The sequence below is a fragment of the Shewanella sp. SP2S2-4 genome (genome assembly GCF_031932025.1).
GTDB lineage: Bacteria > Pseudomonadota > Gammaproteobacteria > Enterobacterales > Shewanellaceae > Shewanella > Shewanella baltica.
On record NZ_JAUOER010000018.1, the window covers coordinates 75,914 to 99,738 of the forward strand.

Below are 23,825 nucleotides of genomic sequence, written 5' to 3' on the forward strand. Positions count from 1 at the left end.
AATTAATGGCGAAAGAAGACAACATTGAAATGCAAGGCACTATCCTTGAAACCTTGCCAAACACAATGTTTCGTGTAGAGCTTGAAAATGGTCATGTGGTGATAGCCCACATTTCAGGCAAAATGCGCAAAAACTACATCCGGATCCTTACTGGCGATAAAGTTACCGTCCAGCTGACTCCTTATGATCTGACCAAAGGTCGCATTGTCTTCCGCGCACGCTGATATAGCCTCTTAGATTTAAAAACCCGGCAAGGCCGGGTTTTTTTGTTTGCGAAAGATGAAAAAAATGGCTGCAATTGCAGCCATTTTTATGTCTAAAACTAATGGATAATCAAGCGTTAAGCTTTTGTTGTCGCTTTTTCGTGACGTTCGGTACGAATGACAAGCTCGCCCTCCTTCACATCCACATGCGCCACTCCGCCTGACTCTAAGACACCAAATAAGATCTCGTCTGCCAATGGACGTTTGATCAATTCGGTCACGACCCGAGCCATTGGACGCGCGCCCATGTTCTTGTCGTAGCCTTTCTCGGCCAACAAGGTTCTGGCTTCGTCGCTGACTTCCAAAGTAACGTGTTTTGCATCCAATTGAGCCTGCAATTCCACCAAGAATTTATCGACCACTTTGGCGATAATCGTCATATCCAAATGGTTGAACCAAATGATGGAATCGAGACGATTTCGAAATTCTGGCGAAAATACCCGATTAATTTCAGATAACGCATCTTGGGTGTGATCTTGTTGGGTAAAGCCAATCGACTTACGAATAGTCTCCTGAACACCCGCGTTCGTTGTCATCACCAAAGTCACGTGTCTGAAGTCAGCCTTACGACCATTATTGTCGGTCAAAGTACCGTGATCCATCACCTGCAACAGCAAGTTATAGACATCGCGGTGGGCCTTCTCGATTTCATCCAGTAGCACCACGCAGTGCGGATTTTTAATCACAGCATCGGTGAGCAAGCCACCTTGGTCATAACCCACATATCCAGGAGGCGCACCAATCAAGCGTGACACGGTATGGCTTTCCATGTACTCAGACATGTCAAAGCGCACCAGTTTCATTCCTAAACAGTTGGCCAGTTGGTTAGTGACTTCGGTTTTACCCACACCGGTGGGACCCGCGAATAAGAAGCTACCTACAGGTTTTCTGTCTGTGCCTAAGCCACTGCGCGATAAGCGAATGGCCGAACTCAGACTCTCAATGGCCTTGTCTTGACCAAAGACCACCATCTTAAGGTTACGCTCAAGATTACGCAGTAAGTCCTTATCAGTGGCGGATACCGACTTCTCAGGGATACGCGCCATTTTCGCCACTATCGACTCAATCTCGGCTTGGCCTATGGTCTTTTTACGTTTGCTCATAGGCAACATCACCATACGTGCACCCGCTTCATCGATCACATCGATGGCTTTATCGGGTAAATGTCTGTCATTGATGTGCTTGGCCGATAATACCGCAGCGCTGCTGATCGCAGCCTGTGTATAACGAACCCCATGATATTCTTCGTATTTAGACTTAAGTCCCATCAAAATCTTAGTGGTTTCTTCCACTGAAGGCTCATTGATATCCACCTTTTGGAAACGACGTGCAAGTGCGCGGTCTTTCTCAAAAATACTTTGATATTCTTGGAAAGTAGTCGAACCCATGCAACGCAAGTTGCCGCTAGATAGCAAAGGTTTCAGTAGATTAGAGGCATCCATTACGCCGCCAGAGGCCGCGCCCGCACCGATAATGGTGTGGATCTCATCGATGAATAGGATGGCATGCTTATCCGCCGCCAGTTCTTTTAACAGGCTCTTAAAGCGTTTTTCAAAGTCGCCACGATACTTAGTTCCCGCCAGCAGTGAACCTAAATCCAAGGAATACACTGTGGCTTCAAGCATCACATCGGGCACTTGTTTATTGACGATGCGATACGCCAGCCCTTCGGCAATCGCCGTTTTACCTACGCCCGCCTCACCCACTAACAGTGGATTATTTTTACGCCGACGGCACAGGGTTTGAATCGCGCGCTCAATTTCTTGGTCACGACCAATCAGTGGGTCGATGATCCCTTGCTTAGCAAGTTGATTTAAGTTGGACGCAAATTGCGACAACATGCTGCGCTCTTCGCTGCTTTCGCCTTGATCTTCAACCCGTTCTTGATCTTGATGTGACTCAGCATCATCGTTTTTAGCGAAACCATGGGAAATAAAATTCACAACGTCTAGGCGACTAATATCGCAGCGGCGCAGTAAATACACGGCTTGGGATTCTTGCTCACTGAAAATGGCGACTAACACGTTAGCGCCGTTTACTTCATTGCGACCCGATGACTGCACATGGAATACTGCACGTTGCAGCACTCGTTGGAACCCCAGCGTTGGCTGAGTTTCTTTGTCATCATCAATATCGGCAATGATTGGGGTTGTTTGTTGGATAAAGCTTGCCACTTCATCTCTGAGTTTATCTAGATTCGCTCCACAGGCGATTAACGCTTCTTGAGCCGCAGGATTGTCGATCAGAGCTAATAACAGATGTTCCACTGTCATATACTCGTGACGCGCGTCTCTGGCTTGCTGAAACGCCAGATTTAAGGTGACTTCCAGGTCTTTGTTCAGCATAAGCACCCCCAAAATTAACAACAGACTACAGAGTAAAGCGGTTTTATGCTTTCTCTAACGAACACAGTAACGGATGTTGGTTTTGTCTTGCAAATTGATTTACTTGTATCACCTTGGTTTCTGCAATCCCAAACGGGAAAATACCGCAAATACCTTTTCCTTGGTGATGGATCGTCAACATGATATCGGTCGCTTCCTGCTCCTTCTTGCGAAAGAAAACCTGCAAAACTTCAATCACAAAATCCATTGGGGTGTAATCATCATTATTGAGTACCACCTTATACATCGAAGGCGGCATTAACTCTGATTCGACACGTTCTTCAACGTGTTCAATATTTCCTATCTTTGCCATTTTTTAATACTAGCCTCTCGTGTTGGCCTCTTCCAATTGATCAGTTCAAATTAATCAGTTGTTACCCCTTTGTTAATTTTAGCTTGACTTCCGCTTTTACTCCTTACATTCTGTTGTGCAGACGGTGAAAGAATACCCGTCTATACAGGTTTTACTATCTTACTGGTAAGTAGACAACAGAAGGAAGTGGAAGTATGGCAAGCGGAACTGTTAAATGGTTCAACAACGCCAAAGGATTCGGGTTTATTTGCCCTGATCAAGGTGGTGAGGACGTTTTTGCACACTATTCTACCATTGAAATGGAAGGCTATCGAACTCTAAAAGCAGGCCAACCCGTTCAATTTGAAGTAGAAGCCGGTCCAAAAGGGATGCACGCTTCAGCCATTTCACCAACAAAATAACGTTTGGTGAGGCCAATGATCTAAAAGGCAGGGACTTGTCCCTGCCTTTTTATTACTGCGTGTTTTATCAATCCCCACCACTTAATGCTCCATCGCTTGTCAGCATAACGCATGAATTTAATTCAAGATCAATCGCAGTCCCTCACCCATAGCATCCCCACAAAAAGATTTTATCATCTGTCTCGACAGCAAATTTAGGGCATAAAAAAGGGATCTGCCATGCAGATCCCTTTTTAAAATCAGTCTAATGACTTACAACTTTACATCAACTTTGATGGCCCACACTGACGCGCACACCATCCAAAAGCTAAAACTAACAAGATTAAGCAATCAACAGCTTGTTTAACGTCTCGCTTGGGCGCATGGCTTTTTCAGCCTTAGCCGCATCTAAACGGTAGTAACCGCCTAAATCGACTGGTGCACCTTGTGCATTGTTTAACTCAGCGACGATGACTTGCTCATTCGTAGCCAGTGCATGCGCTAACGGAATAAAGTGAGCTTGTAACTGCTCATCGCTCGTTTGCGCGGCTAAGGCTTTTGCCCAGTACATGGCTAAGTAGAAATGGCTGCCACGGTTATCTAACTCACCGACTCTTCTTGATGGCGATTTATTGCTGTCTAAGAATTGGCCAATGGCTTGATCTAAGGTATCAGCTAACACTTGGGCTTTTGAATTACCGACAGTTTGGCTTAAATGCTCAAGAGATGCCGCCAGAGCCAAGAATTCACCGAGTGAATCCCAACGTAAGTGACCTTCTTTCTCAACCTGTTGCACGTGCTTAGGTGCACTACCGCCCGCGCCAGTTTCAAATAGACCACCACCGTTCATTAACGGAACGATTGATAGCATTTTGGCACTGGTGCCTAGCTCTAGGATGGGGAACAAGTCAGTCAGGTAGTCACGTAAAACGTTACCCGTAACTGAAATGGTATCTTTGCCTTCTTTGATGCGAGCCAAAGACAAACGCGTCGCGTCTTCTGGAGACATGATGCTGATATCTATGCCATCAGTATCATGCTCTGGCAGATACTGCTGCACTTTTGCAATAATTTGCGCATCGTGGGCACGTTTGCTATCTAACCAGAATACCGCAGGGGTATTGCTTAAACGGGCACGGCGCACGGCCAGTTTGACCCAATCACGGATAGGTGCGTCTTTAACTTGGCACATTCTCCAGATATCGCCCGCTTCCACGTTATGGCTCATCAATACTTTACCACTTGCATCGACAACGTTGACCACACCGTCAGCAGGTATTTCAAAGGTCTTATCGTGGCTGCCGTACTCTTCGGCTTTTTGCGCCATCAAGCCCACGTTTGGCACGCTGCCCATGGTTTTAGGATCAAAAGCGCCGTGCTCTTTACAGAAGGCAATCGTTTCTTGGTAGATACCGGCATAGCAACGATCTGGGATCATAGCTTTAGTGTCATGCAGTTGACCGTCTGGTCCCCACATTTGGCCAGATGAACGAATCGCAGCAGGCATAGACGCATCGATAATGATGTCGCTTGGCACGTGTAAGTTGGTGATACCTTTGTCAGAATCAACCATAGCCAATGCAGGACGTGCAGCGTAAACGGCGGCGATATCGGCTTCGACTTCGGCGCGGCTATCGGCAGGTAATGTCGCGATTTTGGCATAAACATCACCAAAACCGTTGTTAACATCTACACCTAATTCAGCGAAAAGCGCCGCATGTTTGTCAAACACTGGCTTGAAGAATACCTTCACAGCGTGACCAAACATAATAGGATCAGACACTTTCATCATAGTGGCTTTCAGATGCAGCGATAACAGCACATCTTCAGCTTTGGCGTTTTCGATTTCACGCTCATAGAAGCTTACTAAGGCTTTTTTACTCAATACCGCAGCATCGATAATTTCGCCAGCCAGCAGCTTAAGACCCGATTTGAGCACCACTTCTTGGCCATCTTTTTGCGTCAGCACGATATTCACGCTGCCCGCATCGGATAAAGTAACAGACTGCTCGCTACCGTAGAAATCGCCTTCAGTCATGTGGGCAACGTGAGACTTAGAATCTGTAGCCCATTTACCCATTGAATGCGGATTTTTTTTGGCGAAGTTTTTCACCGATAATGGGGCACGGCGATCTGAGTTACCTTCACGCAGTACTGGGTTTACCGCACTGCCTTTAATCTTGTCGTAACGTGTTTTAATTGACTTTTCAGCGTCGGTTTTTGGCTCATCCGGATAGTGAGGGATGTTGTAACCTTTTTGCTGGAGTTCAAGGATACAGGCTTTTAATTGTGGAATCGAAGCACTGATATTTGGTAACTTGATGATATTCGCTTCTGGCTGATTCGCTAACTCGCCAAGCTCAGTCAGATGATCGCCAATCTTTTGTGCTTCGGTCAGTTGCTCAGGGAAACTGGCAATAATACGGCCCGATAACGAGATATCACGGGTTTCAACCGCAACGCCCGCTGCGTCGGTAAACGTTCTGATAATAGGTAAGAGTGAGAGGGTGGCCAGTGCTGGCGCTTCGTCTGTTTCAGTGTAAATAATTGTTGATGAGTTATCTTTCATGTTACATCCTACATTATTGTAAAATTTAATATTTTTTATAATAATTTTATAGCATGGCGAACAAATCTGAGCACAGTAAAAATATCAATCAAGGCAATCGAATCCGCCTTAACCTTTCAAATTATCAATGCCCTTCTGCCTTTGCGCGCAAGCTAAAATTTGTTACAACGACTCATTAAAACCTAATAAACATTTAGGCACAGATCACATTTTCTGGCCGACATCATAGAGCATTCGCAATAATATTCAAATTCCACTAACGGCGAATGCCAAGTACACTATGACCACATTAACGACTCAATCAAGTCAGGTAAGCGTGTCTCAACCTCCTGTTAGCAAAAGTATGAACAAAAACAAGTTTCCACCTAAACGTGCCAATTCCAGCGCCAATTCCCCAGCCAAGAGCACGATTAAACCCGCTAAGCCCGCAAGCAGAGGCCCAGCCAACCGCGCTGCCGCCGTAGATAGCAAAGTGGCGCCGGCACGTAATGCCAATGGCAGTTTAAAGAAAGAACCCTTTAAAAATCCTAATCGACGCGCAATTGCTGCGGCAAAACCGGTGCAGAGCCAAACGATTGCGCCGATTATTGTGCTGTTTAATAAGCCTTTTGATGTACTTTGCCAGTTTACCGATGAACAAGGTCGTAAAACCCTAAAAGACTATATCCCCATTGCTGACGTGTATGCCGCAGGCCGCTTAGATAGAGACAGTGAGGGCTTGTTGTTGCTGACCAATGACGGTCAATTACAGGCAAGACTGACAGAACCGAAAAAGAAAACCTTTAAAACCTATTGGGTGCAAGTAGAAGGCGTGCCGACGGAAGATGCACTGACGAAACTGCGCCAAGGTGTTGAATTAAATGATGGTATGACGCTACCAGCTAAAGTCAAAATCATGGATTCACCCGATATTTGGCCACGTAATCCACCGGTGAGAGAACGCAAAAATATCCCAACAACTTGGTTAGAAATCCAAATTCATGAAGGCCGTAACCGCCAAGTCAGACGCATGACAGCGCATATCGGTTTTCCGACCTTAAGATTAATCCGTTATAAAATAGGCCAATGGAGTCTAGATAATTTACCATCGGGCGAGCATAAATGTATCCGTCTCGGTGATGAAGTCTAAATTTCAGCCAAGTTTCTACGCCCAACGCCACTAAAAAGTGGCACCATGTCCACTCAAAGGAGACACCATGAGTCAACGATATAAACCCAATGTGACCGTCGCTTGTATTATTCATGCGACTTCACAGGACAAATATCTGATGGTAGAAGAGTGGATTGATGGCGAGCAGCGCTTTAATCAGCCAGCGGGTCACTTAGAAGCAAATGAAAGCTTAATCCAAGCCTGTGAGCGCGAAGTATTTGAGGAAACGGGGTTATCACTTAACCCCCAAGGACTCGTCGGCATCTATCAATTTAGCGCCAGTGAAGACTTAGCCTTTGTGCGCTTTACCTTCTTCGTACAGTTAGATGATATGCCCTCACTTGCGCCGCAGGACAAGGCTATCCACAGTGCGCACTGGCTGAGTTTTGCACAGATAGAAGCTAAGTCATCTATACTGCGCAGCCCCTTAGTGCTCGATTGCCTAAAAGACTACCTTAATAACGCACAACAGGGTCAAACTTATCCCCTCTCCTTACTCAATAGTGACCGCCTCGCGATAGCCCAAGCGAGTAAGGCGTGATAGAATACCGCCCCGCATAAACTGCTTGTTAAACTTATGCATGTGCTAGTGCCTATCGGCCTCTACGTGGCTAAATAGCAGACTGTACAGTAGGCCCTAAATACGAGTTTTACTGACCGATCGCACTACACCCTGATTTTTAAGTTAGCTCTTAAGTTAGCTTGGATTTAACGCTAGCCCATGTTTTTTAAGCTAGGTTAGGCACTTTTTGTTACGCGCTCAATGTCGCGGCTTAACTTCAACAACCTAGCCAACACACATACTCAATGGTTTTTAGGATCTATGACATCAATCGAACCCACTCGTACAGGAAAAAAAGTCATTGTCGGCATGTCCGGCGGTGTAGATTCATCTGTTTCAGCCTATTTGCTTATGCAGCAAGGCTATCAGGTTGAAGGCCTTTTCATGAAGAACTGGGAAGAAGATGACAACAACGAGTACTGCGCTGCCGCAGAAGATTTAAAAGATGCCCAAGCCGTATGCGACAAGCTCGGGATCAAGCTACACACAGTTAACTTTGCAGCCGAATATTGGGACAATGTCTTTGAGTATTTCCTCGCCGAATACAAAGCGGGGCGCACGCCAAATCCCGATATCATGTGCAACAAAGAAATCAAATTTAAGGCATTTTTAGAATTTGCCGACGAAATCCTCGACGCCGATTACATCGCCATGGGCCACTATGTGCGCCGCCGCGACAATAGCGATGGCAGCACACAAATGCTCCGTGGCGTCGATGGCAATAAAGATCAAAGTTATTTCCTCTACACCCTTAGCCACGAGCAAGTGGCCCGAAGTCTATTCCCTGTCGGTGAATTGGAAAAACATGAAGTACGTGAAATCGCGAAAGAAATGGGCCTAATCACCCATGATAAAAAAGACAGCACCGGCATCTGCTTTATCGGTGAGCGCAAGTTCACTGAATTCCTAGGCACTTATTTACCTGCGCAGCCTGGCAATATCGAAACCCCAGAAGGCGAAGTCATAGGCACACACCAAGGGCTGATGTACCACACCTTAGGCCAGCGTAAAGGCTTAGGCATTGGCGGCATGAAAAACAGCAATGACGATCCTTGGTATGTCGTCGATAAGGATCTTGCTCGTAACGTATTGATCGTAGGGCAAGGCGGACACCATCCTCGTTTGATGTCGACAGGCATGACAGTTAACCAACTGCATTGGGTGGATAGAACCGGACCTGTCGATGGCTGTCATATCGCAGTGAAAACCCGTTATCGCCAACAAGATGTGCCTTGTACTTTGACCTACACAGATGAACACACCTTGCGCGTGGTCTTCGATGAGCCTGTTGCGGCGGTGACGCCAGGACAGTCTGCGGTATTTTATGATGGTGAAGTCTGCTTAGGTGGCGGCATCATAGATCAATTGATCCGAGGGTAAAGCGTGAACGAGCAATTAGTTAATCGGACCATGGCGTTTGCTGGCATACTGCAAGCCATTGCACAAGTTCAACATTTAGCCCGCCATGGCGAATTAGATAATGCCGAGCTCGCGGCGAGCTTAAACACCATTCTTGTCACTAATCCTGACAATACTGCCGATGTCTACCAAGACAAAATCGTATTGCAAAAAGGCTATAAGCTGATCCTGAATCAGCTCGGTGACAGCAGTCAAAAAGATGTTGAAATCACCCGCTATTTAGTTGGCGTGTTGGCGTTAGAGCGAAAATTAGTTCGCTCTAACAGTGGGTTAGGCATGTTGGCCGAGCGCATTAATCAAGTGAATCGCCAGCTACATCATTTTGCGATCACCGATGAGCAAGTGATTGCCAATCTTGCCAGCATTTACAGTGACATCATCAGTAATTTAGGGCCGAAAATCCAAATCTCTGGTAATCCAGTATGTTTGCAACGCCCTATCGTACAACAAAAAATTCGCGCTCTACTGCTTGCAGCCATGCGCAGCGCTGTACTGTGGCGCCAACTAGGCGGTAAGCGTCGACACTTAGTCTTCGCCCGCAAAGCAATAGTCGATACAGCCAAGAAAAGTCTTACCCTATAATAAAATTAGCGTTCATCAAGGAGCTTCACATGGATCTTTCCGCACTAACTGCTATCTCTCCGGTAGACGGTCGTTATGGTAGTAAAACCGCGTCATTGAGAGGGATTTTCAGCGAGTTCGGTCTTACCAAGTACCGTGTTCAGGTTGAAATCAATTGGCTAAAACTGTTAGCAGACTGCCCAGACATTAGCGAAGTGCCAACATTGAGCGCGTCTGCTATCGCCGTGCTCGATGGCATTAAAGACAATTTCAACGAACAAGATGCGCTACGTGTTAAGGCTATCGAAAGCACCACTAACCACGATGTGAAAGCGGTTGAATACTTCATCAAAGAAAAAATCGCCGGCAATAGCGAATTAGCCGCTGTGGGTGAGTTTGTTCACTTTGCCTGTACTTCAGAAGATATCAATAACTTAAGCCACGGTTTAATGTTGACTGAAGCCCGTGAGCAAGTCTTACTGCCCTACTGCAACGAGTTGCTGACGGCAATTAAAAAGCTGGCGATTGAATATCGCTCAGTGCCATTAATGTCACGCACCCATGGCCAACCTGCTTCACCATCAACACTAGGTAAAGAGATGGCGAACGTGGCGATGCGCCTTGAACGTCAAATCAAACAAATCGCCAATGTTGAAATCATGGGCAAACTGAACGGTGCCGTAGGTAACTACAATGCTCACCTGTCAGCCTATCCTGAAGTTAACTGGCATGAACTGTCAGAGCGTTTTGTGACTAGCCTTGGCCTACACTGGAATGCCTACACGACGCAAATCGAACCACACGATTACATTGCCGAACTGTTTGATGCGGTTGCCCGTTTCAACACTGTGTTGATTGACTTTGACCGTGATATTTGGGGTTACATCGCCCTAGGCCATTTTAAACAACGCACTATCGCCGGTGAAATCGGTTCATCGACTATGCCGCACAAAGTTAACCCCATCGATTTTGAAAACTCTGAGGGTAACTTAGGTATCGCTAACGCACTGATGCAACATTTAGCGTCTAAGCTGCCGTTATCAAGATGGCAACGTGACTTAACTGACTCGACTGTGCTGCGTAACTTAGGTGTGGGTATTGCCCATGCGTTGATCGCGTATCAAGCGACCTTAAAAGGCATCAGCAAGTTAGAAGTTAACGAAGCGCACCTGCGTGATGAGTTAGATCACAACTGGGAAGTGTTAGCAGAACCTGTACAAACGGTGATGCGTCGTTATGGCATTGAAAAACCATACGAAAAATTAAAAGAACTGACGCGCGGTAAACGTATCGACGCGCAGCAACTGTCAGTGTTTATTGACGGACTTGAATTACCAGACTCAGTTAAAGCTGAACTGAAGAAAATGACGCCCGCCAATTACATTGGTCGCGCCGAAACGTTTGTCGACGAACTGAAGTAAGTTATTAATTAAAATTGGCGATTAACTAATAGTAAGCTATTGACTGAAATTAGTTATTAACTGAAGTTGGCGACGGACAATACTCTTTCTTAAACAGAAATAAGGATTAAGGCGACCCACATCTCCGCGATGTGGTCGCCTTTTTTAACACTATGTATACACTCAATCTCGATATCGCCCAGTTTCTTAGTGAATACTGGCAAAAGAAACCCCTACTGATCAAAAAAGCGTTTCCACAGTTTGAAGATCCGATCAGCGCCGATGAACTAGCAGGCCTTGCCTGTGAAGAAGAAATCTCTTCGCGTATCGTCGTCACTAAAGATGATAACTGGGAAGTGGTTCAAGGCCCGTTTGAAGATTACGACAGCTATGGTGAAACCCATTGGCAATTGCTAGTGCAAGCGGTCAACCATTGGTACCCCGATTCGCAACCATTAGTTGAAGCGCTGCGTTTTTTACCTGACTGGCGTTTCGATGACTTGATGGCCTCATTTGCAACGCCAAGTGGTGGTGTGGGCCCGCACGTTGATAACTACGATGTGTTTATCATTCAAGGTGAAGGTGAACGTCGCTGGACTGTGGGTGACAATACCCCGCAACAACGCCGTGGTGGCAATCCCAACTCGCCGCTGGTAGAAGACTTCACCCCAATTATCGATGTGGTGTTAGAAAAAGGTGACATGCTTTATATTCCACCAGGTTTCCCACATTGCGGCGAAACCCTAACAGTGGCAATGAGTTACTCAATTGGTTTTCGTGCACCAAGCCAGCAAGAACTGATCAGTGAAGTCGCCGATTATCTGCTCGACAATAACTTAGGTCAGCAGCGTTTCACGTCGCAAACTGAACCGAGTTCAGCGGGTATCGTCAGCCAAGACCATCAAGTGGGCATAATGTCACTCTTGAGTCAGCTGAGCCAAGATCCTAATAGTTATCAAATCGTGTTGGGCAAGTTGCTTAGTCAAAACCGTTTCGAGCTTGATTTGTGTGAAGGCGAAGAAGCTTACACAGAAGCGGATCTGCAAGATGCCTTCGCCCAAGGCGCTGGCGTCAGCCGTATCGGTGGTTTGAAAGTATTGCGCCTTGAAAATGATGCCACGCCGCGATTATTCATCAATGGTGATGTGCACGAATTGCCCCAAACACCTGTGGACGTTATCGCACAGTTGAGCGATAACGTCAGCTTAAACGCCGATGAAGCAACTGAAATATGTCAGCATGAAGAAGTTCAAGCCTTACTATTGAAACTCATCAATCAAGGTTTCTTCTACTTAAGCGACAGCGAAGAATAAGCCCTATCAACTTTGCTAGATGCTCTTGTTCTTAACATAGGAAATCAACATAAAAGTCAGTATAAAAAAGGCACTCAATTGAGTGCCTTTTTATTATTTATGCCGTTATTTTGAGCAACCAACACAAGTGACTGTATTAACTCAATACTATCTAAATACAATCCTCAACTCATTTGAGTTTAAGCATTCCACAGTTTATCGTCATTGTGCATACGATATAAACTCTCGGCACGCGATACTAATAATTGAGCAAATTTAGCCTGAGTGGCATCACGGGTTGCACCCGAACGCACTAAGTTTTCCGCCTGCATTTGCCACATCATAGAGAAATGACGTACCGCATCACGGGCCGTTGCTGCCACTTTCACATCGACGAAATCCGAGGGTAAATCGCCCGACATAACCCAATAGGTTTTGTTGCTGGGACGCTTGGATTCCATTTTCCAAATTGCCATGTAAGGCGCAAGATAACGACTTTCATCGGCCAAGACTTTAGTTGGGATCACGCCTTTTTCAGCGAGGAAACGATTCGCTTTTTGAAATTGAGTTCTGACCCACTCTTGACGCAGCTTTTCTATTTCTTCCGCTGATAAATTCTGTTGAGTTTGGTCGACAGCTTGTTCAGTCATACTTCCGTCCTATCTTATTGTTATAACGCGAACCTAATTCTTGGGATCAGTACGCGATTCATTCTATTCGTTACATTAAATTCAGTACAATCCATTTTCAACCGCAAAGCTTACGTTTACGTAAAGTGGAAAGCTAAATTGCCACAAATAATGTATTTATTCGGTCATTATGCATGGTTGAGAGTATCGCTAAATGCTATGGTTCTGCAATAAATATAACAAGCAGTCGATAGAGGCTCATCTCGTCGGCTTTTTCATTGTGTATAGCGGAGAAATTCACGTGGCTGTATTTAATCATGTATCCTTTGACGAACATGAACAGGTCGTATTCTGTCATGATAAAGAAAGTGGCTTAAAGGCCATTGTCGCCATCCATAACACCAACCTTGGCCCTGCCGTGGGTGGTTGCCGGATGTGGAATTACCAATCGGATGATGAAGCCCTGACTGACGTATTACGCCTCTCTCGTGGCATGACTTACAAAAACGCCCTTGCCGGTTTAACCATGGGCGGCGGCAAATCAGTGATCATTGCCGATCCTAAAAGACCAGACCGCGAAGCCCTATTCCGCGCTTTTGGCCGTTTCATCAATAGCCTCGGCGGCCGCTATTATTCCGCTGAAGATGTTGGCACTACTACGGCTGATATCATGATCGCCCATGAAGAAACCCCTTATATGGCGGGTCTTGAAGGCAAGAGTGGCGATCCATCACCGTTCACCGCCCTTGGCACTTATTTAGGCATCAAAGCTGCGGTTAAACATAGACTCGGTTTAGACAGCCTAAAAGGCCTTAAAATCGCCGTTCAAGGCGTAGGTCACGTTGGCTATTACCTGTGCAAACACTTGCATAACGAAGGCGCTGAACTGATTGTTACCGACATTCATCAAGCCTCGTTAGACAAAGTCGCTACCGACTTTGGCGCTATTGTGGTCGCGCCACAAGAAATCTACTCACAAGATGTGGATGTATATGCTCCTTGTGCCCTTGGCGCAACCTTAAACGATGCGACCTTACCGCAGCTGAAAGCCAAAATTGTTGCTGGCTGTGCCAACAACCAATTAGCTGAAGTACGCCACGGCGAACAGCTGAAAGAAATGGGCATACTGTACGCACCAGACTATGTGATCAACGCAGGCGGTATTATCAACGTGTCGTTCGAAAAAGATTATGATGCGGCGAAATCGACCGCTAAAGTAGAAGAAATTTACAACACCCTGCTGAAAATATTCAGCCAAGCTGATGCGCAGAACCGTACAACCGGCGCAGTGGCTGATGAAATGGCCAAAGCCATTATCGAAGCCGCTAAAAAGTAATATCTCTACCTGTGTAACATCCGCAAAAGCGACCTCAGGTCGCTTTTTTGTTATCTAAAATTTAATCTAACGCTAAGCCCATGGTTTAGCCGCGCTTTTAATTTCGACACAGAATATTCATTAAATCACGCTGGAAAACGTCATATTTGTCTGCTTGAATTAGCCTCTCAGGTCCCAGCACAGGATAGCGCTATGATCCGTTTTAAGTATGATCTCAACCAAGATGTAGTTGAACTGCAAGCCAGTAATTGGAGCGGTTTAGAGCGGGTCTTTGTCAACGGCCAGATGGTGTCGCACAAGTTGAATTTTAAGCCTCAGAGCGAACATACCATCCAACTTAAAGACGGCGCACCTTGCAAGTTCGAACTGCTTATCGATCCCCAAACCGATGAGTTGATGTGCCGAATTTATAAGCAGCACACACTCGTGGCCAGCCTAAAACAAGGCAAAGAAAATTTGTTAGCCAGCCGCCGTTATTTGCAACACTCAGTAATAGCCGTCAGCCTACTCTGCGTCTTTGCACTTTACTTGAATTGATTGAGCCAGTTTAATCCCGCGAAGTGACAGATGAATGATGGGATTAAACTGGAGAAAATGAATTTAGGCAATCACATACAGATAGCAGTGAAAACGGCTAAACCGCAGTATCCCTCCATACCGAATGAATCCGTATCATTAAGCCAAGCGATTGATCTTATTTAACAGTAAGACGAACTGCTGCTGCTCCTCATCACTGAGGTTAGACAGGAATTTTTCGTTGACCCGCTCAGCTTCGCAAATCAGATCTTGCTCTAACGCTTTGGCTTCATCGGTCAAAAAAATTTGAAAGGCGCGCCGATTATCGGCTTCTTGATGGCGGGTAATAAGACCTTGTACCTGCAACTGATCGAGTAAACGCGTCATCGTGTAATTTGCCACATCGCAACGCTTAGACAATTCAGTTTGGCTGATGCCCTCCTCTTGCCACAAAGCAAACAGCACAGGCCACAGTTTTATATCGAGTTGATATCGCTTAAGATGCAGATCAAGCTCATTTTGCAGCTCGATATTTAAGTGGGAAACAAGATAGCCTAAGCTTTCATGACGATTCAAACAGCACCTCCTACAACAAAGGTTTTAACGCGTTTTCACTTACCCTGTGCGCCATTATAAGAACCCAGAGTCAGTTTTAATACTACCACTTAACCCGCAATAAACTAGCTAACACCACAGCTAATTATGCGATTAACCTACGAACTCACTGCTCATTTAGATCAGATAAATTGAATTCATTCACAAAATTATAGTAACAGGCACGGCCTAATTTTCCCCATAACCCACGCTCAAGCGGCAAATAAACACTGTCATCGGTGAGCTTCATCTGCTTTATATCCACATTGTGGTGCAGAGTGTCAATACTGGTGCTCACATTGAGCAGAGAATGAGGTTGCGCTCGCTCGAAATCGACAATCAGCAGCGGCGCATCTTCAACCTGCACTCGCACCTTCTCCACTGGGGTAATTAAGAAATACTCATCATCGATGCAATGCAAAATACTGGCGAACAACTTAGCAAACTTTGCTGGCAGCGATGTACCCAAATACGTCCAATCACCCAAGGCGTTAATGTCAAATAGTGGGATGTCACTGCACAATGGCGTTGTTGTCGTTAATGCGCTATCGGCGGCGAATTGTTTGAGTGTGTGTTGAATACTGTCAGTCATCTTTTCCATCTAGGCCTCCGTCGTCCATAAAAAAACCAGCCTTGCGGCTGGCTTTAGTGTGACATTCAACACTTAGATATGCCAGTGAGGATAATGACAAGCTCACTGGTGAAGCTAAGCGATAAACACCACTATATATTTGCTAACTCAAGCAAGGCCTCAAGTGGATGTTTTGGCTTGTAACCGGCAAAACGTTTCACTTGAGTACGGCAAGAATAGCCCGACACTAACACTTGCGGCTGTTCAATCTTAGCGAGAGTTTGCTGCCAAGACATCTCAAACAAAGCTTTAGAGCGCTCGAGGTTTTCCGCCTCATGACCGTAGGTTCCGGCCATACCACAACAACCTAAATTGACTGCGCTTAACTTAGCACCAAAATGGGCAAATATTTTAGTCCACTCATTGGCGGTATTTGGCTTGGCCGTCGATTCAGAGCAATGACTAAACCAGGTATATTGCTTATCTTGTGGCGCTTTCGCGGGTAGATCCTTGATGACATTAAGTAGCCATTCGTTGGCTAACTTAACCTCAAAATGACCGCGATTAGCGCCTAAGACTTCACGGTATTCGTCGCGATAACACAAGACTAAGGCAGGATCGATACCGACCATAGGCATGCCCAGTTTATGGACTTGGTTCAAAAAGTCCGCACTCGACTGCGCAGTTTTCGCGAACTTATCTAAAAATCCCTTGATATGCGTTGGCTTTCCATTGGGTTTATAGGGCAACAACACAGGTTTTAAACCAAGCTTTTCAATCAACTGGATAAAGCGCAGCACAAGACCTGAGTCATAGAAACTGTTAAAGGGATCTTGCACCACCAGCACAAAGTGTGAGCGCGCCTCTTCTGGGATAGCCTGCAGTGCAGCTAAGTCGTAACCACGGCTTGCATGACCATCGAGTCTTTGCTTCAAGGTCGGCACAGATAACGCAGGCGCGTCCACGTAACCAATCGCCTTTTTAATCACCCATTGGCTCAATGGATTTTGCGCGGCAAAGTTAGTAAGACGCGGTGCAGCGGCCATTAATGGCAAGCTATCTTCGATACCTGCAACAAGATAGTCCTTCGCCGGTCTTAAATAGCGTTGATAGTAAATATTAAAGAACTGCGCCCTAAACTTAGGCACATCCACTTTGACCGGACATTGCCCAGAGCAGGCTTTACAGGCCAAACAGCCCTTGAGCGATTCCATCACTTCGTGGGAATAATCATAATCGCGCTGGGCGTTCAGGGTATTTTGAACGCGCTGCAGCAAACCTAAGGGCTTTGCTTTTGCCAGTGCGTTGACATCAACCCCTTCAGCCTCCAGCAGCCTGAGCCACTCTCTCATGAGTCCTGCACGTCCCTTAGGCGACTGTACTCTATCGCCTGTCACCTTAAACGATGGGCACATGGGCGAATAGCTACTGTAATTAAAACACAGGCCGTTGCCGTTACAATTCATCACATCGGGGAACGCATCACGTACTTCGATGGGAATTTGTCGGTCAAATTTACCGCGCTTAACACTGTCAACATCGTAATAGAGGGAGCCAGTCTGTTTAGGCGCCACCAGCTTGCCGGGGTTTAATCGGTTGTCGGGGTCGAACAAGCCTTTGATATCTTGTAGAACGCCGTATAATTCATCACCAAAGACAGCAGGACCGTATTCACCACGCACGCCTTTACCGTGCTCGCCCCACATCAGGCCGCCATATTTAAGCGTCAGTGCAGCCACTTGATCGGAAATGACCCGCAGTAGTTTTTCATCTTCAACATCGCACATATCGAGTGCGGGCCGTACATGCAACACGCCCGCATCCACATGACCGAACATACCGTATTGCAGATTATGGCCATCGAGTACTGCGCGAAACTCCATAATATAATCGGCGAGTTTTTCGGGCGGCACCGCAGTATCTTCCGCAAAAGCGATAGGTTTACGACGTCCTTTAGTGGCGCCGAGTAAGCCAACGGCTTTTTTGCGCATGCCGTATATTTTTTCGATGCTTGGCTTGTCTTGCGTCACTTGGTAACCCAATACGCCGCACTCGCCTTTGCTGATCTGCTCAGTCAAGACAGCTTCAAGACTCGCAAGCTTTTGCTCAACCTCTACTGTGTCACCAGCAAATTCGACCATATTGAGGCCGTCGATGACTTTACCCGGCACTTCTTGGATCAGATCAGATACCGAGTGCCAGACAATATCTTCACGGGCTAAATTCAGCACTTTTGAATCGACGGTTTCGACCACAGTCGCCCGCGCGGCGACTAAGGATGGCGCATGACGCAATGCCGATTGGAACGAATCGTACTTAATGTTCACCATAGCGCGCTCGGTCGGCAGCGGGGTGAGATTGAGTTTAGCTTCGGTTATTACCGCAAGCGTGCCCTCTGAGCCCGTTAAAATCCGAGATAAATCGAATTGTGTCAGGCTGTCGTTCCACACGTGTTTTAAGTCATAGCCAGTGAGGAAACGGTTAAGTTTAGGAAATTGGTTTTCAATCTGAGTACGCTTTTCGCGGCATACCGCCGCCACAGCAGAAATCAGTTTCTGCCCCAGCGGATTATCACTGACGTTATCTGGGTTACACAGTAGTCCCGCATCTAGGGGATGCGTATCCAGCACACTGCCATCAATCAACACACTGCGTAGCGCCAGCACGTGATCTGAGGTCTTACCATAAACCAGTGAGCCCGCACCCGAGGCATCGGTATTAATCATGCCGCCAATTGTGGCGCGGTTTGAGGTGGATAAATCGGGACTAAAAAAGAATCCATGGGGACGCAATACATCGTTGAGCGCATCTTTAACGACACCAGCTTCAACTCGCACCCAACCTTGCTCAGCATTCACTTCGAGCACGCGGTTCATGTAACGCGACACATCTAAAATCAAACCATGGGTGAGGGATTGTCCGTTGGTGCCCGTACCACCGCCCCGCGCACTAAAGGTCACGCTGCGAAATGTGTCGCTGGCGGCCAGCGTCAATGCAATTTGGATATCCTGCTGATTTTTAGGATATAACACGGCTTGAGGTAAAAATTGATATACCGAGTTGTCGGTGGCTTGCACTAAACGTGCGCTGTAACGTTTGTCTATATCACCGGAATACTCACTTTGCTCCAGTGCATCAAGGTATGCCAAATACACTGGCTCTAATGTTTGTTGATGTGATAGCAGGGGTAACATAGATGGCTTCTGTCAATTATCGTTATGGCGCCATTATAAACAAAAAAAAGCCGCTAAAAAGCGGCTTTTTTAACAAGTTTATAAAATGACTATCTAGATCAAGCGTGCGCTTCGGCTAAATACAACCAAGTATCAATCACAGTATCAGGGTTTAATGACACTGTATCTATGCCTTGTTCTACCAACCAAGCGGCAAAATCAGCGTGATCTGAAGGTCCTTGACCACAAATACCTATGTAAGCGCCCTTCGCTTTAGCCGCTTTAATGGCTAATGAAAGTAGCATTTTAACGGCTTCATCACGCTCATCAAATAAGTGGCTGATGATACCTGAATCACGGTCAAGGCCGAGTGTCAGCTGAGTTAAATCGTTTGAGCCGATAGAGAAACCATCGAAATGCTCAAGGAATTGGTCAGCTAACAAGGCGTTTGAAGGCACTTCACACATCATGATGACGCGTAAACCGTCTTTGCCGCGCTCTAAACCTTGCTCTTTCAGCAGGCCGACCACTTGCTCAGCTTCTTTCACTGTGCGAACGAATGGGATCATGACTTCAACGTTTTTCAGACCCATGTCATTACGAACGCGTTTGATCGCTTCACACTCAAGCGCAAAACAGTCACGGAAGGATTCAGAGATATAACGGCTCGCACCGCGGAAGCCCAGCATTGGGTTCTCTTCTTCTGGCTCGTATCTGTCTCCGCCAACCAAGTTTGCGTATTCGTTAGACTTAAAGTCTGACATACGGACGATCACTTTCTTCGGATAGAAAGCTGAACCTATGGTCGCAATACCTTCAACCAGACGGGCAATATAGAACTCAACTGGAGATTCATAACCTGCGATCATCTCGTTGATTTCAGTTTGCAGCGCAGCGTCTTGTTGATTGAACTCAAGCAGTGCCTTTGGATGAATACCGATCATACGGTTGATGATGAATTCTAAACGCGCTAGACCCACGCCTTCGTTTGGCAAACGGGCAAAATCAAATGCACGATCAGGGTTACCCACGTTCATCATGATTTTCATTGGCAATGTAGGCAGAGAATCAACACGGTTTGAAATCACTTCAAACTCTTGTTTACCTTCGTAGATAAAGCCAGTGTCACCTTCGGCGCAAGACACAGTCACGATTTGACCATTCTTGATACGGTCAGTCACGTCACCACAACCTACGACAGCTGGCACACCCAATTCGCGGGCGATAATCGCCGCGTGACAGGTACGACCACCACGGTTTGTGACGATAGCACTTGCGCGCTTCATGATAGGTTCCCAATCTGGATCTGTCATGTCAGTCACTAACACGTCGCCAGGTTGGATTTGATCCATATCGGCGATTGAGGTTAATACTTTGGCTACACCAGTACCCACTTTATGACCGATAGCGCGACCTTCACAGATCACAGCGCCACGGCTCTTTAAGTGATAACGCTCAATTAATTGCACATCTTCACGGCTACGAACCGTTTCTGGACGTGCTTGAACGATATACAGCTTGCCGTCGTTACCGTCTTTCGCCCATTCGATGTCCATTGGACGACCGTAATGTTTTTCGATAACCATAGCTTGCTTAGCTAATTCTTCAACTTCAGCGTCATTGATTGAGAATTGGCGACGCTTGTCAGCACTCACGTCTTCAATTTTCACTTGTTTGCCGTGAGCAGCATCATCTGAATACACCATTTGGATGAGCTTGCTACCGATATTACGGCGCACAACAGCCTTATGACCTAAGGCTAAAATCGGTTTATGAACATAAAATTCATCAGGGTTTACCGCGCCTTGAACAACCATTTCACCCAGACCAAAAGATGAAGTAATAAACACCACATCGTTATTGCCAGATTCAGTGTCCATAGTGAACATCACACCTGAAGCCGCTTTGTCTGAACGTACCATGCGTTGCACGCCAGCAGACAAGGCAACACCGTGGTGTTCGTAACCTTGGTGAACACGGTAAGAAATCGCGCGGTCGTTAAAGAGTGAAGCGTAAACGTGCTTGATAGCCGTCAGTACAGATTCAAATCCTTTAACGTTTAGGAAAGTTTCTTGCTGACCCGCAAAAGACGCATCTGGCATATCTTCAGCTGTTGCAGAAGAACGTACCGCGAATGACGCTTCGCTAGTTTCAGCGGCAAGTTTATCGTAAGCTTCACGAATCGCTTGCTCTAATGCTGGTTGAAATGGGGTGTCGATAACCCACTGCCTGATCTGTGCACCTACTTTAGCCAGCGCATTGACATCATCTACATCCAGTGTGGCTAGAATGTCATAAATCTTCTGGTTAACTCCGCTTTGTTCAAGGAACTCGTTGAACGCATGGGAAGTTGTCGCAAATCCGCCAGGTACTTGAACACCGGCATTGGCCAGATTGCTGATCATCTCGCCTAGAGAAGCATTTTTACCGCCAACTAAGTTGACGTCACCCATGCCTAATTCTTGATACCAGAGTACGTATTGCTGCACAGTTCTATCTCCGCAAGTTTATTTCAGTGGCCCCTTCACACGAGGGCAGCGGCATTTTACACTCCTGTCGAACACGCGTAAATCTATAATTTTATTTGTAATTTTATTACTACAAGAGGTCAGTATGGCACCAAAAGTATTCTATATCTCCGACGGGACAGCGATCACAGCTGAAGTTTTTGGTCATGCGGTTCTCTCGCAATTTCCATTAGAATTTGAGTCACTTACAATTCCATTCGTCGAAACTTTGACGAAAGCGGAGCAAGTTAAGCGACAAATTAATGATTGTTTTATTACAACAGGTGAGCGGCCGTTAGTATTCCATTCGATCGTAAAAGCGGAGATCCGCGACATCATCTACTCGAGTGAAGGCTTAGATTATGATTTTTTGAATACTTTTGTTGCCCCACTCGAACAACATTTAGGGGTTTCAGCTTCTCCGGTGCTACATCGCACCCATGGAAAAGCGAATCACGGCTATGAAGCGCGAATTGATGCCATTAATTTCGCCATGGATAATGATGACGGCCAGACCATGAAACACATGGATCAAGCCGATCTAGTTCTACTTGGGGTCTCACGCTGTGGCAAAACACCCTCTAGCCTGTATTTATCGATGCAGTTTGGAATCAAAGCAGCAAACTACCCTTTCACCGAAGATGATATGGATAACCTCAAGTTACCTGAAGCGTTGAAACGCAATAAGAAAAAGCTGTTTGGTTTAACGATTGACCCAGTGCGTTTACATGAAATCCGTCAGAGTCGAATGGAGAATAGCCGCTACTCGTCACTCAAGCAGTGCCGCTTAGAAGTCAAAGAAGTCGAAATGCTATTTAAACGTGAACGCATTCCTTATATAGATACAACGAATCATTCCGTGGAAGAAATTGCCACCAAAATCTTGGATGTCACGGGCCTAGAACGCCACATGTTCTAAGCTTGCAGAGTGAAACGCAGCCAGAAAAACCGAGTGAATTTAGCTTAAATGAATCTAACTTAAATCAAATTCATTGCACAGTTGCCGACAATTAACACAATTGGCGCTGTGCAACTCGGTTCGATTCGTTATAATCCGAGGCAATCTGGCGAAAAGCGCCGCACGCAAGCTCGGTATTTTGAATGACCATAAAAACAGACGAACTACGCACTTCCTTATTAGCAAAAGTCATCTCACCTGCGCAACTGGCATCTGAGTTCCCATTAACTCAAGTTGCGGCCGATTATCTGGTTCAGCAACGTCGTGAAGTCGAAGCCATTATTATGGGTGAAGATCAACGTCTATTGGTGATCATAGGCCCATGCTCAATACACGATACCAAAGCGGCATTAGATTATGCGCAACGCTTAGCCGCGTTACATCAAGAATTGAAAGATGATTTGTGTATCTTAATGCGGGTCTATTTTGAGAAACCTCGCACGATTGTCGGCTGGAAAGGATTAATTTCTGATCCCGATCTTGATGGCAGTTTCGAGCCAAACAAAGGCTTACGTATTGCTCGCGAGTTGCTGCAACAAATCACTGAATTAAAATTACCTATCGCCACCGAATTCTTAGATATGGTGAACGGTCAGTACATCGCCGATCTCATTACTTGGGGCGCAATTGGCGCACGCACCACTGAAAGCCAAGTTCACCGTGAGATGGCCTCGGCACTGTCTTGTCCTGTTGGTTTTAAAAATGGTACCGATGGCAATATCAATATCGCCGTCGATGCAGTGCGCGCCGCACAAGTTCCACATATTTTCTATTCACCGGATAAAGATGGCGCGATGGCGGTCTATCGCACCCATGGTAATCCGTTTGGTCATATCATTCTGCGCGGCGGCAAAACGCCTAATTACCACGCCGAAGACATCGAAAAAGCACGTCAACAACTTGCCTCTGTTGGGGTCACTCAACGTATAGTGATTGATTTCAGCCACGGTAATAGTGAGAAAAACCACCTTAAACAGCTTAACGTCGCCGATGAAATCATGGCGCAAATGCGGGCAGGCAGCACTGCCATCGCCGGTATTATGGCTGAAAGCTTCTTACGGGAAGGCAACCAGAAAGTCGTTGCAGACCAACCACTCTGTTATGGCCAAAGCATCACCGATGCCTGCTTACATTGGGATGACTCAGAAGTCCTGCTGCGTAAACTGGCAGCCGCTTCCCGCGAGCGAAAAGTACTGTTAGCGAAATAAGCCTGACGCTCGAAAAAATGTCCGAAGCGATATACATCTT

The 23,825-nt window shown here is 46.3% G+C and carries 20 protein-coding genes; 12 read left to right on the plus strand and 8 right to left on the minus strand.

Annotation, left to right across the window (positions count from 1 at the left end; all coding sequences use genetic code 11):
• Positions 1 to 5 precede the first annotated feature (5 nt).
• Complete coding sequence (gene infA / locus Q4Q54_RS14810; RefSeq protein ID WP_006081934.1) at positions 6 to 224, plus strand: translation initiation factor IF-1; 219 nt, start codon at positions 6 to 8, stop codon at positions 222 to 224.
• A gap of 116 nt (positions 225 to 340) precedes the next feature.
• Here infA and clpA read toward each other — a convergent pair whose 3' ends face one another.
• The gene (gene clpA / locus Q4Q54_RS14815) at positions 341 to 2,608 is read right to left on the minus strand and encodes an ATP-dependent Clp protease ATP-binding subunit ClpA (RefSeq protein WP_311988821.1); all 2,268 of its coding nucleotides are present in this window, start codon (positions 2,606 to 2,608) and stop codon (positions 341 to 343) included.
• Between the two features lie 43 nt (positions 2,609 to 2,651).
• Positions 2,652 to 2,960: an ATP-dependent Clp protease adapter ClpS gene (clpS, locus tag Q4Q54_RS14820; protein ID WP_311988822.1), complete on the minus strand. Its 309-nt coding sequence runs from the start codon at positions 2,958 to 2,960 to the stop codon at positions 2,652 to 2,654.
• A 194-nt stretch (positions 2,961 to 3,154) separates the two neighbouring features.
• Between clpS and cspD the strand changes: the two genes are divergently transcribed.
• On the plus strand, positions 3,155 to 3,361 hold the full coding sequence (gene cspD / locus Q4Q54_RS14825) for a cold shock domain-containing protein CspD (protein ID WP_006081937.1): 207 nt from the start codon (positions 3,155 to 3,157) through the stop codon (positions 3,359 to 3,361).
• 322 nt (positions 3,362 to 3,683) lie between these two features.
• Here the strand turns inward: cspD and Q4Q54_RS14830 are convergent, their stop codons facing one another.
• Entirely contained in the window at positions 3,684 to 5,909 is a 2,226-nt protein-coding gene (locus Q4Q54_RS14830; protein ID WP_311988823.1) for an NADP-dependent isocitrate dehydrogenase, read from the minus strand.
• Positions 5,910 to 6,252: 343 nt separating this feature from the next.
• Here Q4Q54_RS14830 and rluE point away from each other — a divergent pair, with 343 nt between their 5' ends.
• From rluE to Q4Q54_RS14860, 6 genes are all read left to right on the plus strand, one after another.
• Complete coding sequence (gene rluE, locus Q4Q54_RS14835) at positions 6,253 to 7,038, plus strand: 23S rRNA pseudouridine(2457) synthase RluE (protein ID WP_259510503.1); 786 nt, start codon at positions 6,253 to 6,255, stop codon at positions 7,036 to 7,038.
• A gap of 67 nt (positions 7,039 to 7,105) precedes the next feature.
• On the plus strand, positions 7,106 to 7,600 hold the full coding sequence (locus Q4Q54_RS14840) for an NUDIX hydrolase (RefSeq protein ID WP_311988824.1): 495 nt from the start codon (positions 7,106 to 7,108) through the stop codon (positions 7,598 to 7,600).
• A 282-nt stretch (positions 7,601 to 7,882) separates the two neighbouring features.
• Positions 7,883 to 9,001 carry a tRNA 2-thiouridine(34) synthase MnmA gene (gene mnmA / locus Q4Q54_RS14845; protein WP_311988825.1) on the plus strand — a complete coding sequence of 373 codons (1,119 nt, stop codon included), beginning with the start codon at positions 7,883 to 7,885 and terminating at the stop codon, positions 8,999 to 9,001.
• 3 nt (positions 9,002 to 9,004) lie between these two features.
• Positions 9,005 to 9,622 (plus strand): high frequency lysogenization protein HflD, encoded by a 618-nt coding sequence (gene hflD / locus Q4Q54_RS14850; protein WP_006081942.1) that lies wholly within the window; start codon positions 9,005 to 9,007, stop codon positions 9,620 to 9,622.
• A 29-nt stretch (positions 9,623 to 9,651) separates the two neighbouring features.
• Positions 9,652 to 11,022 carry an adenylosuccinate lyase gene (gene purB, locus Q4Q54_RS14855; protein ID WP_012089398.1) on the plus strand — a complete coding sequence of 457 codons (1,371 nt, stop codon included), beginning with the start codon at positions 9,652 to 9,654 and terminating at the stop codon, positions 11,020 to 11,022.
• A 152-nt stretch (positions 11,023 to 11,174) separates the two neighbouring features.
• A complete protein-coding gene (locus tag Q4Q54_RS14860; RefSeq protein ID WP_311988826.1) occupies positions 11,175 to 12,314 on the plus strand; it encodes a cupin domain-containing protein in 1,140 nt (379 codons plus the stop codon).
• Between the two features lie 179 nt (positions 12,315 to 12,493).
• On the opposite strand, the gene Q4Q54_RS14865 is transcribed toward Q4Q54_RS14860, so the two are convergent.
• Complete coding sequence (locus tag Q4Q54_RS14865; protein WP_106650731.1) at positions 12,494 to 12,943, minus strand: DUF4826 family protein; 450 nt, start codon at positions 12,941 to 12,943, stop codon at positions 12,494 to 12,496.
• A gap of 280 nt (positions 12,944 to 13,223) precedes the next feature.
• Here Q4Q54_RS14865 and Q4Q54_RS14870 point away from each other — a divergent pair, with 280 nt between their 5' ends.
• Together Q4Q54_RS14870 and Q4Q54_RS14875 are read left to right on the plus strand one after the other, a co-directional pair.
• Positions 13,224 to 14,258: a Glu/Leu/Phe/Val dehydrogenase dimerization domain-containing protein gene (locus Q4Q54_RS14870; RefSeq protein WP_012197261.1), complete on the plus strand. Its 1,035-nt coding sequence runs from the start codon at positions 13,224 to 13,226 to the stop codon at positions 14,256 to 14,258.
• 192 nt (positions 14,259 to 14,450) lie between these two features.
• Complete coding sequence (locus Q4Q54_RS14875; protein WP_006081947.1) at positions 14,451 to 14,795, plus strand: hypothetical protein; 345 nt, start codon at positions 14,451 to 14,453, stop codon at positions 14,793 to 14,795.
• 138 nt (positions 14,796 to 14,933) lie between these two features.
• On the opposite strand, the gene Q4Q54_RS14880 is transcribed toward Q4Q54_RS14875, so the two are convergent.
• From Q4Q54_RS14880 to ppsA, 4 genes are all read right to left on the minus strand, one after another.
• On the minus strand, positions 14,934 to 15,350 hold the full coding sequence (locus Q4Q54_RS14880) for a MarR family winged helix-turn-helix transcriptional regulator (protein WP_006081948.1): 417 nt from the start codon (positions 15,348 to 15,350) through the stop codon (positions 14,934 to 14,936).
• Between the two features lie 145 nt (positions 15,351 to 15,495).
• Complete coding sequence (locus Q4Q54_RS14885; RefSeq protein ID WP_311988827.1) at positions 15,496 to 15,969, minus strand: DUF1285 domain-containing protein; 474 nt, start codon at positions 15,967 to 15,969, stop codon at positions 15,496 to 15,498.
• A gap of 122 nt (positions 15,970 to 16,091) precedes the next feature.
• A complete protein-coding gene (locus Q4Q54_RS14890) occupies positions 16,092 to 19,133 on the minus strand; it encodes an FAD-binding and (Fe-S)-binding domain-containing protein (RefSeq protein WP_311988828.1) in 3,042 nt (1,013 codons plus the stop codon).
• Positions 19,134 to 19,231: 98 nt separating this feature from the next.
• Positions 19,232 to 21,601 carry a phosphoenolpyruvate synthase gene (gene ppsA, locus Q4Q54_RS14895; protein ID WP_311988829.1) on the minus strand — a complete coding sequence of 790 codons (2,370 nt, stop codon included), beginning with the start codon at positions 21,599 to 21,601 and terminating at the stop codon, positions 19,232 to 19,234.
• Between the two features lie 124 nt (positions 21,602 to 21,725).
• Between ppsA and Q4Q54_RS14900 the strand changes: the two genes are divergently transcribed.
• Together Q4Q54_RS14900 and Q4Q54_RS14905 are read left to right on the plus strand one after the other, a co-directional pair.
• A complete protein-coding gene (locus Q4Q54_RS14900) occupies positions 21,726 to 22,538 on the plus strand; it encodes a pyruvate, water dikinase regulatory protein (protein ID WP_311988830.1) in 813 nt (270 codons plus the stop codon).
• A gap of 182 nt (positions 22,539 to 22,720) precedes the next feature.
• Complete coding sequence (locus Q4Q54_RS14905) at positions 22,721 to 23,785, plus strand: 3-deoxy-7-phosphoheptulonate synthase (RefSeq protein WP_311988831.1); 1,065 nt, start codon at positions 22,721 to 22,723, stop codon at positions 23,783 to 23,785.
• The last annotated feature ends 40 nt before the right edge of the window (positions 23,786 to 23,825 follow it).

Excerpts from the sequence above, each read along its gene's own strand:
- infA (WP_006081934.1), top strand. The coding sequence starts at position 6 with ATGGCGAAAGAAGACAACATTGAAATGCAAGGCACTATCCTTGAAACC.
- clpA (WP_311988821.1), bottom strand. The coding sequence starts at position 2,608 with ATGCTGAACAAAGACCTGGAAGTCACCTTAAATCTGGCGTTTCAGCAA.
- clpS (WP_311988822.1), bottom strand. The coding sequence starts at position 2,960 with ATGGCAAAGATAGGAAATATTGAACACGTTGAAGAACGTGTCGAATCA.
- cspD (WP_006081937.1), top strand. The coding sequence starts at position 3,155 with ATGGCAAGCGGAACTGTTAAATGGTTCAACAACGCCAAAGGATTCGGG.
- Q4Q54_RS14830 (WP_311988823.1), bottom strand. The coding sequence starts at position 5,909 with ATGAAAGATAACTCATCAACAATTATTTACACTGAAACAGACGAAGCG.
- rluE (WP_259510503.1), top strand. The coding sequence starts at position 6,253 with ATGAACAAAAACAAGTTTCCACCTAAACGTGCCAATTCCAGCGCCAAT.
- Q4Q54_RS14840 (WP_311988824.1), top strand. The coding sequence starts at position 7,106 with ATGAGTCAACGATATAAACCCAATGTGACCGTCGCTTGTATTATTCAT.
- mnmA (WP_311988825.1), top strand. The coding sequence starts at position 7,883 with ATGACATCAATCGAACCCACTCGTACAGGAAAAAAAGTCATTGTCGGC.
- purB (WP_012089398.1), top strand. The coding sequence starts at position 9,652 with ATGGATCTTTCCGCACTAACTGCTATCTCTCCGGTAGACGGTCGTTAT.
- Q4Q54_RS14860 (WP_311988826.1), top strand. The coding sequence starts at position 11,175 with ATGTATACACTCAATCTCGATATCGCCCAGTTTCTTAGTGAATACTGG.
- Q4Q54_RS14865 (WP_106650731.1), bottom strand. The coding sequence starts at position 12,943 with ATGACTGAACAAGCTGTCGACCAAACTCAACAGAATTTATCAGCGGAA.
- Q4Q54_RS14875 (WP_006081947.1), top strand. The coding sequence starts at position 14,451 with ATGATCCGTTTTAAGTATGATCTCAACCAAGATGTAGTTGAACTGCAA.
- Q4Q54_RS14885 (WP_311988827.1), bottom strand. The coding sequence starts at position 15,969 with ATGGAAAAGATGACTGACAGTATTCAACACACACTCAAACAATTCGCC.
- Q4Q54_RS14890 (WP_311988828.1), bottom strand. The coding sequence starts at position 19,133 with ATGTTACCCCTGCTATCACATCAACAAACATTAGAGCCAGTGTATTTG.
- Q4Q54_RS14900 (WP_311988830.1), top strand. The coding sequence starts at position 21,726 with ATGGCACCAAAAGTATTCTATATCTCCGACGGGACAGCGATCACAGCT.
- Q4Q54_RS14905 (WP_311988831.1), top strand. The coding sequence starts at position 22,721 with ATGACCATAAAAACAGACGAACTACGCACTTCCTTATTAGCAAAAGTC.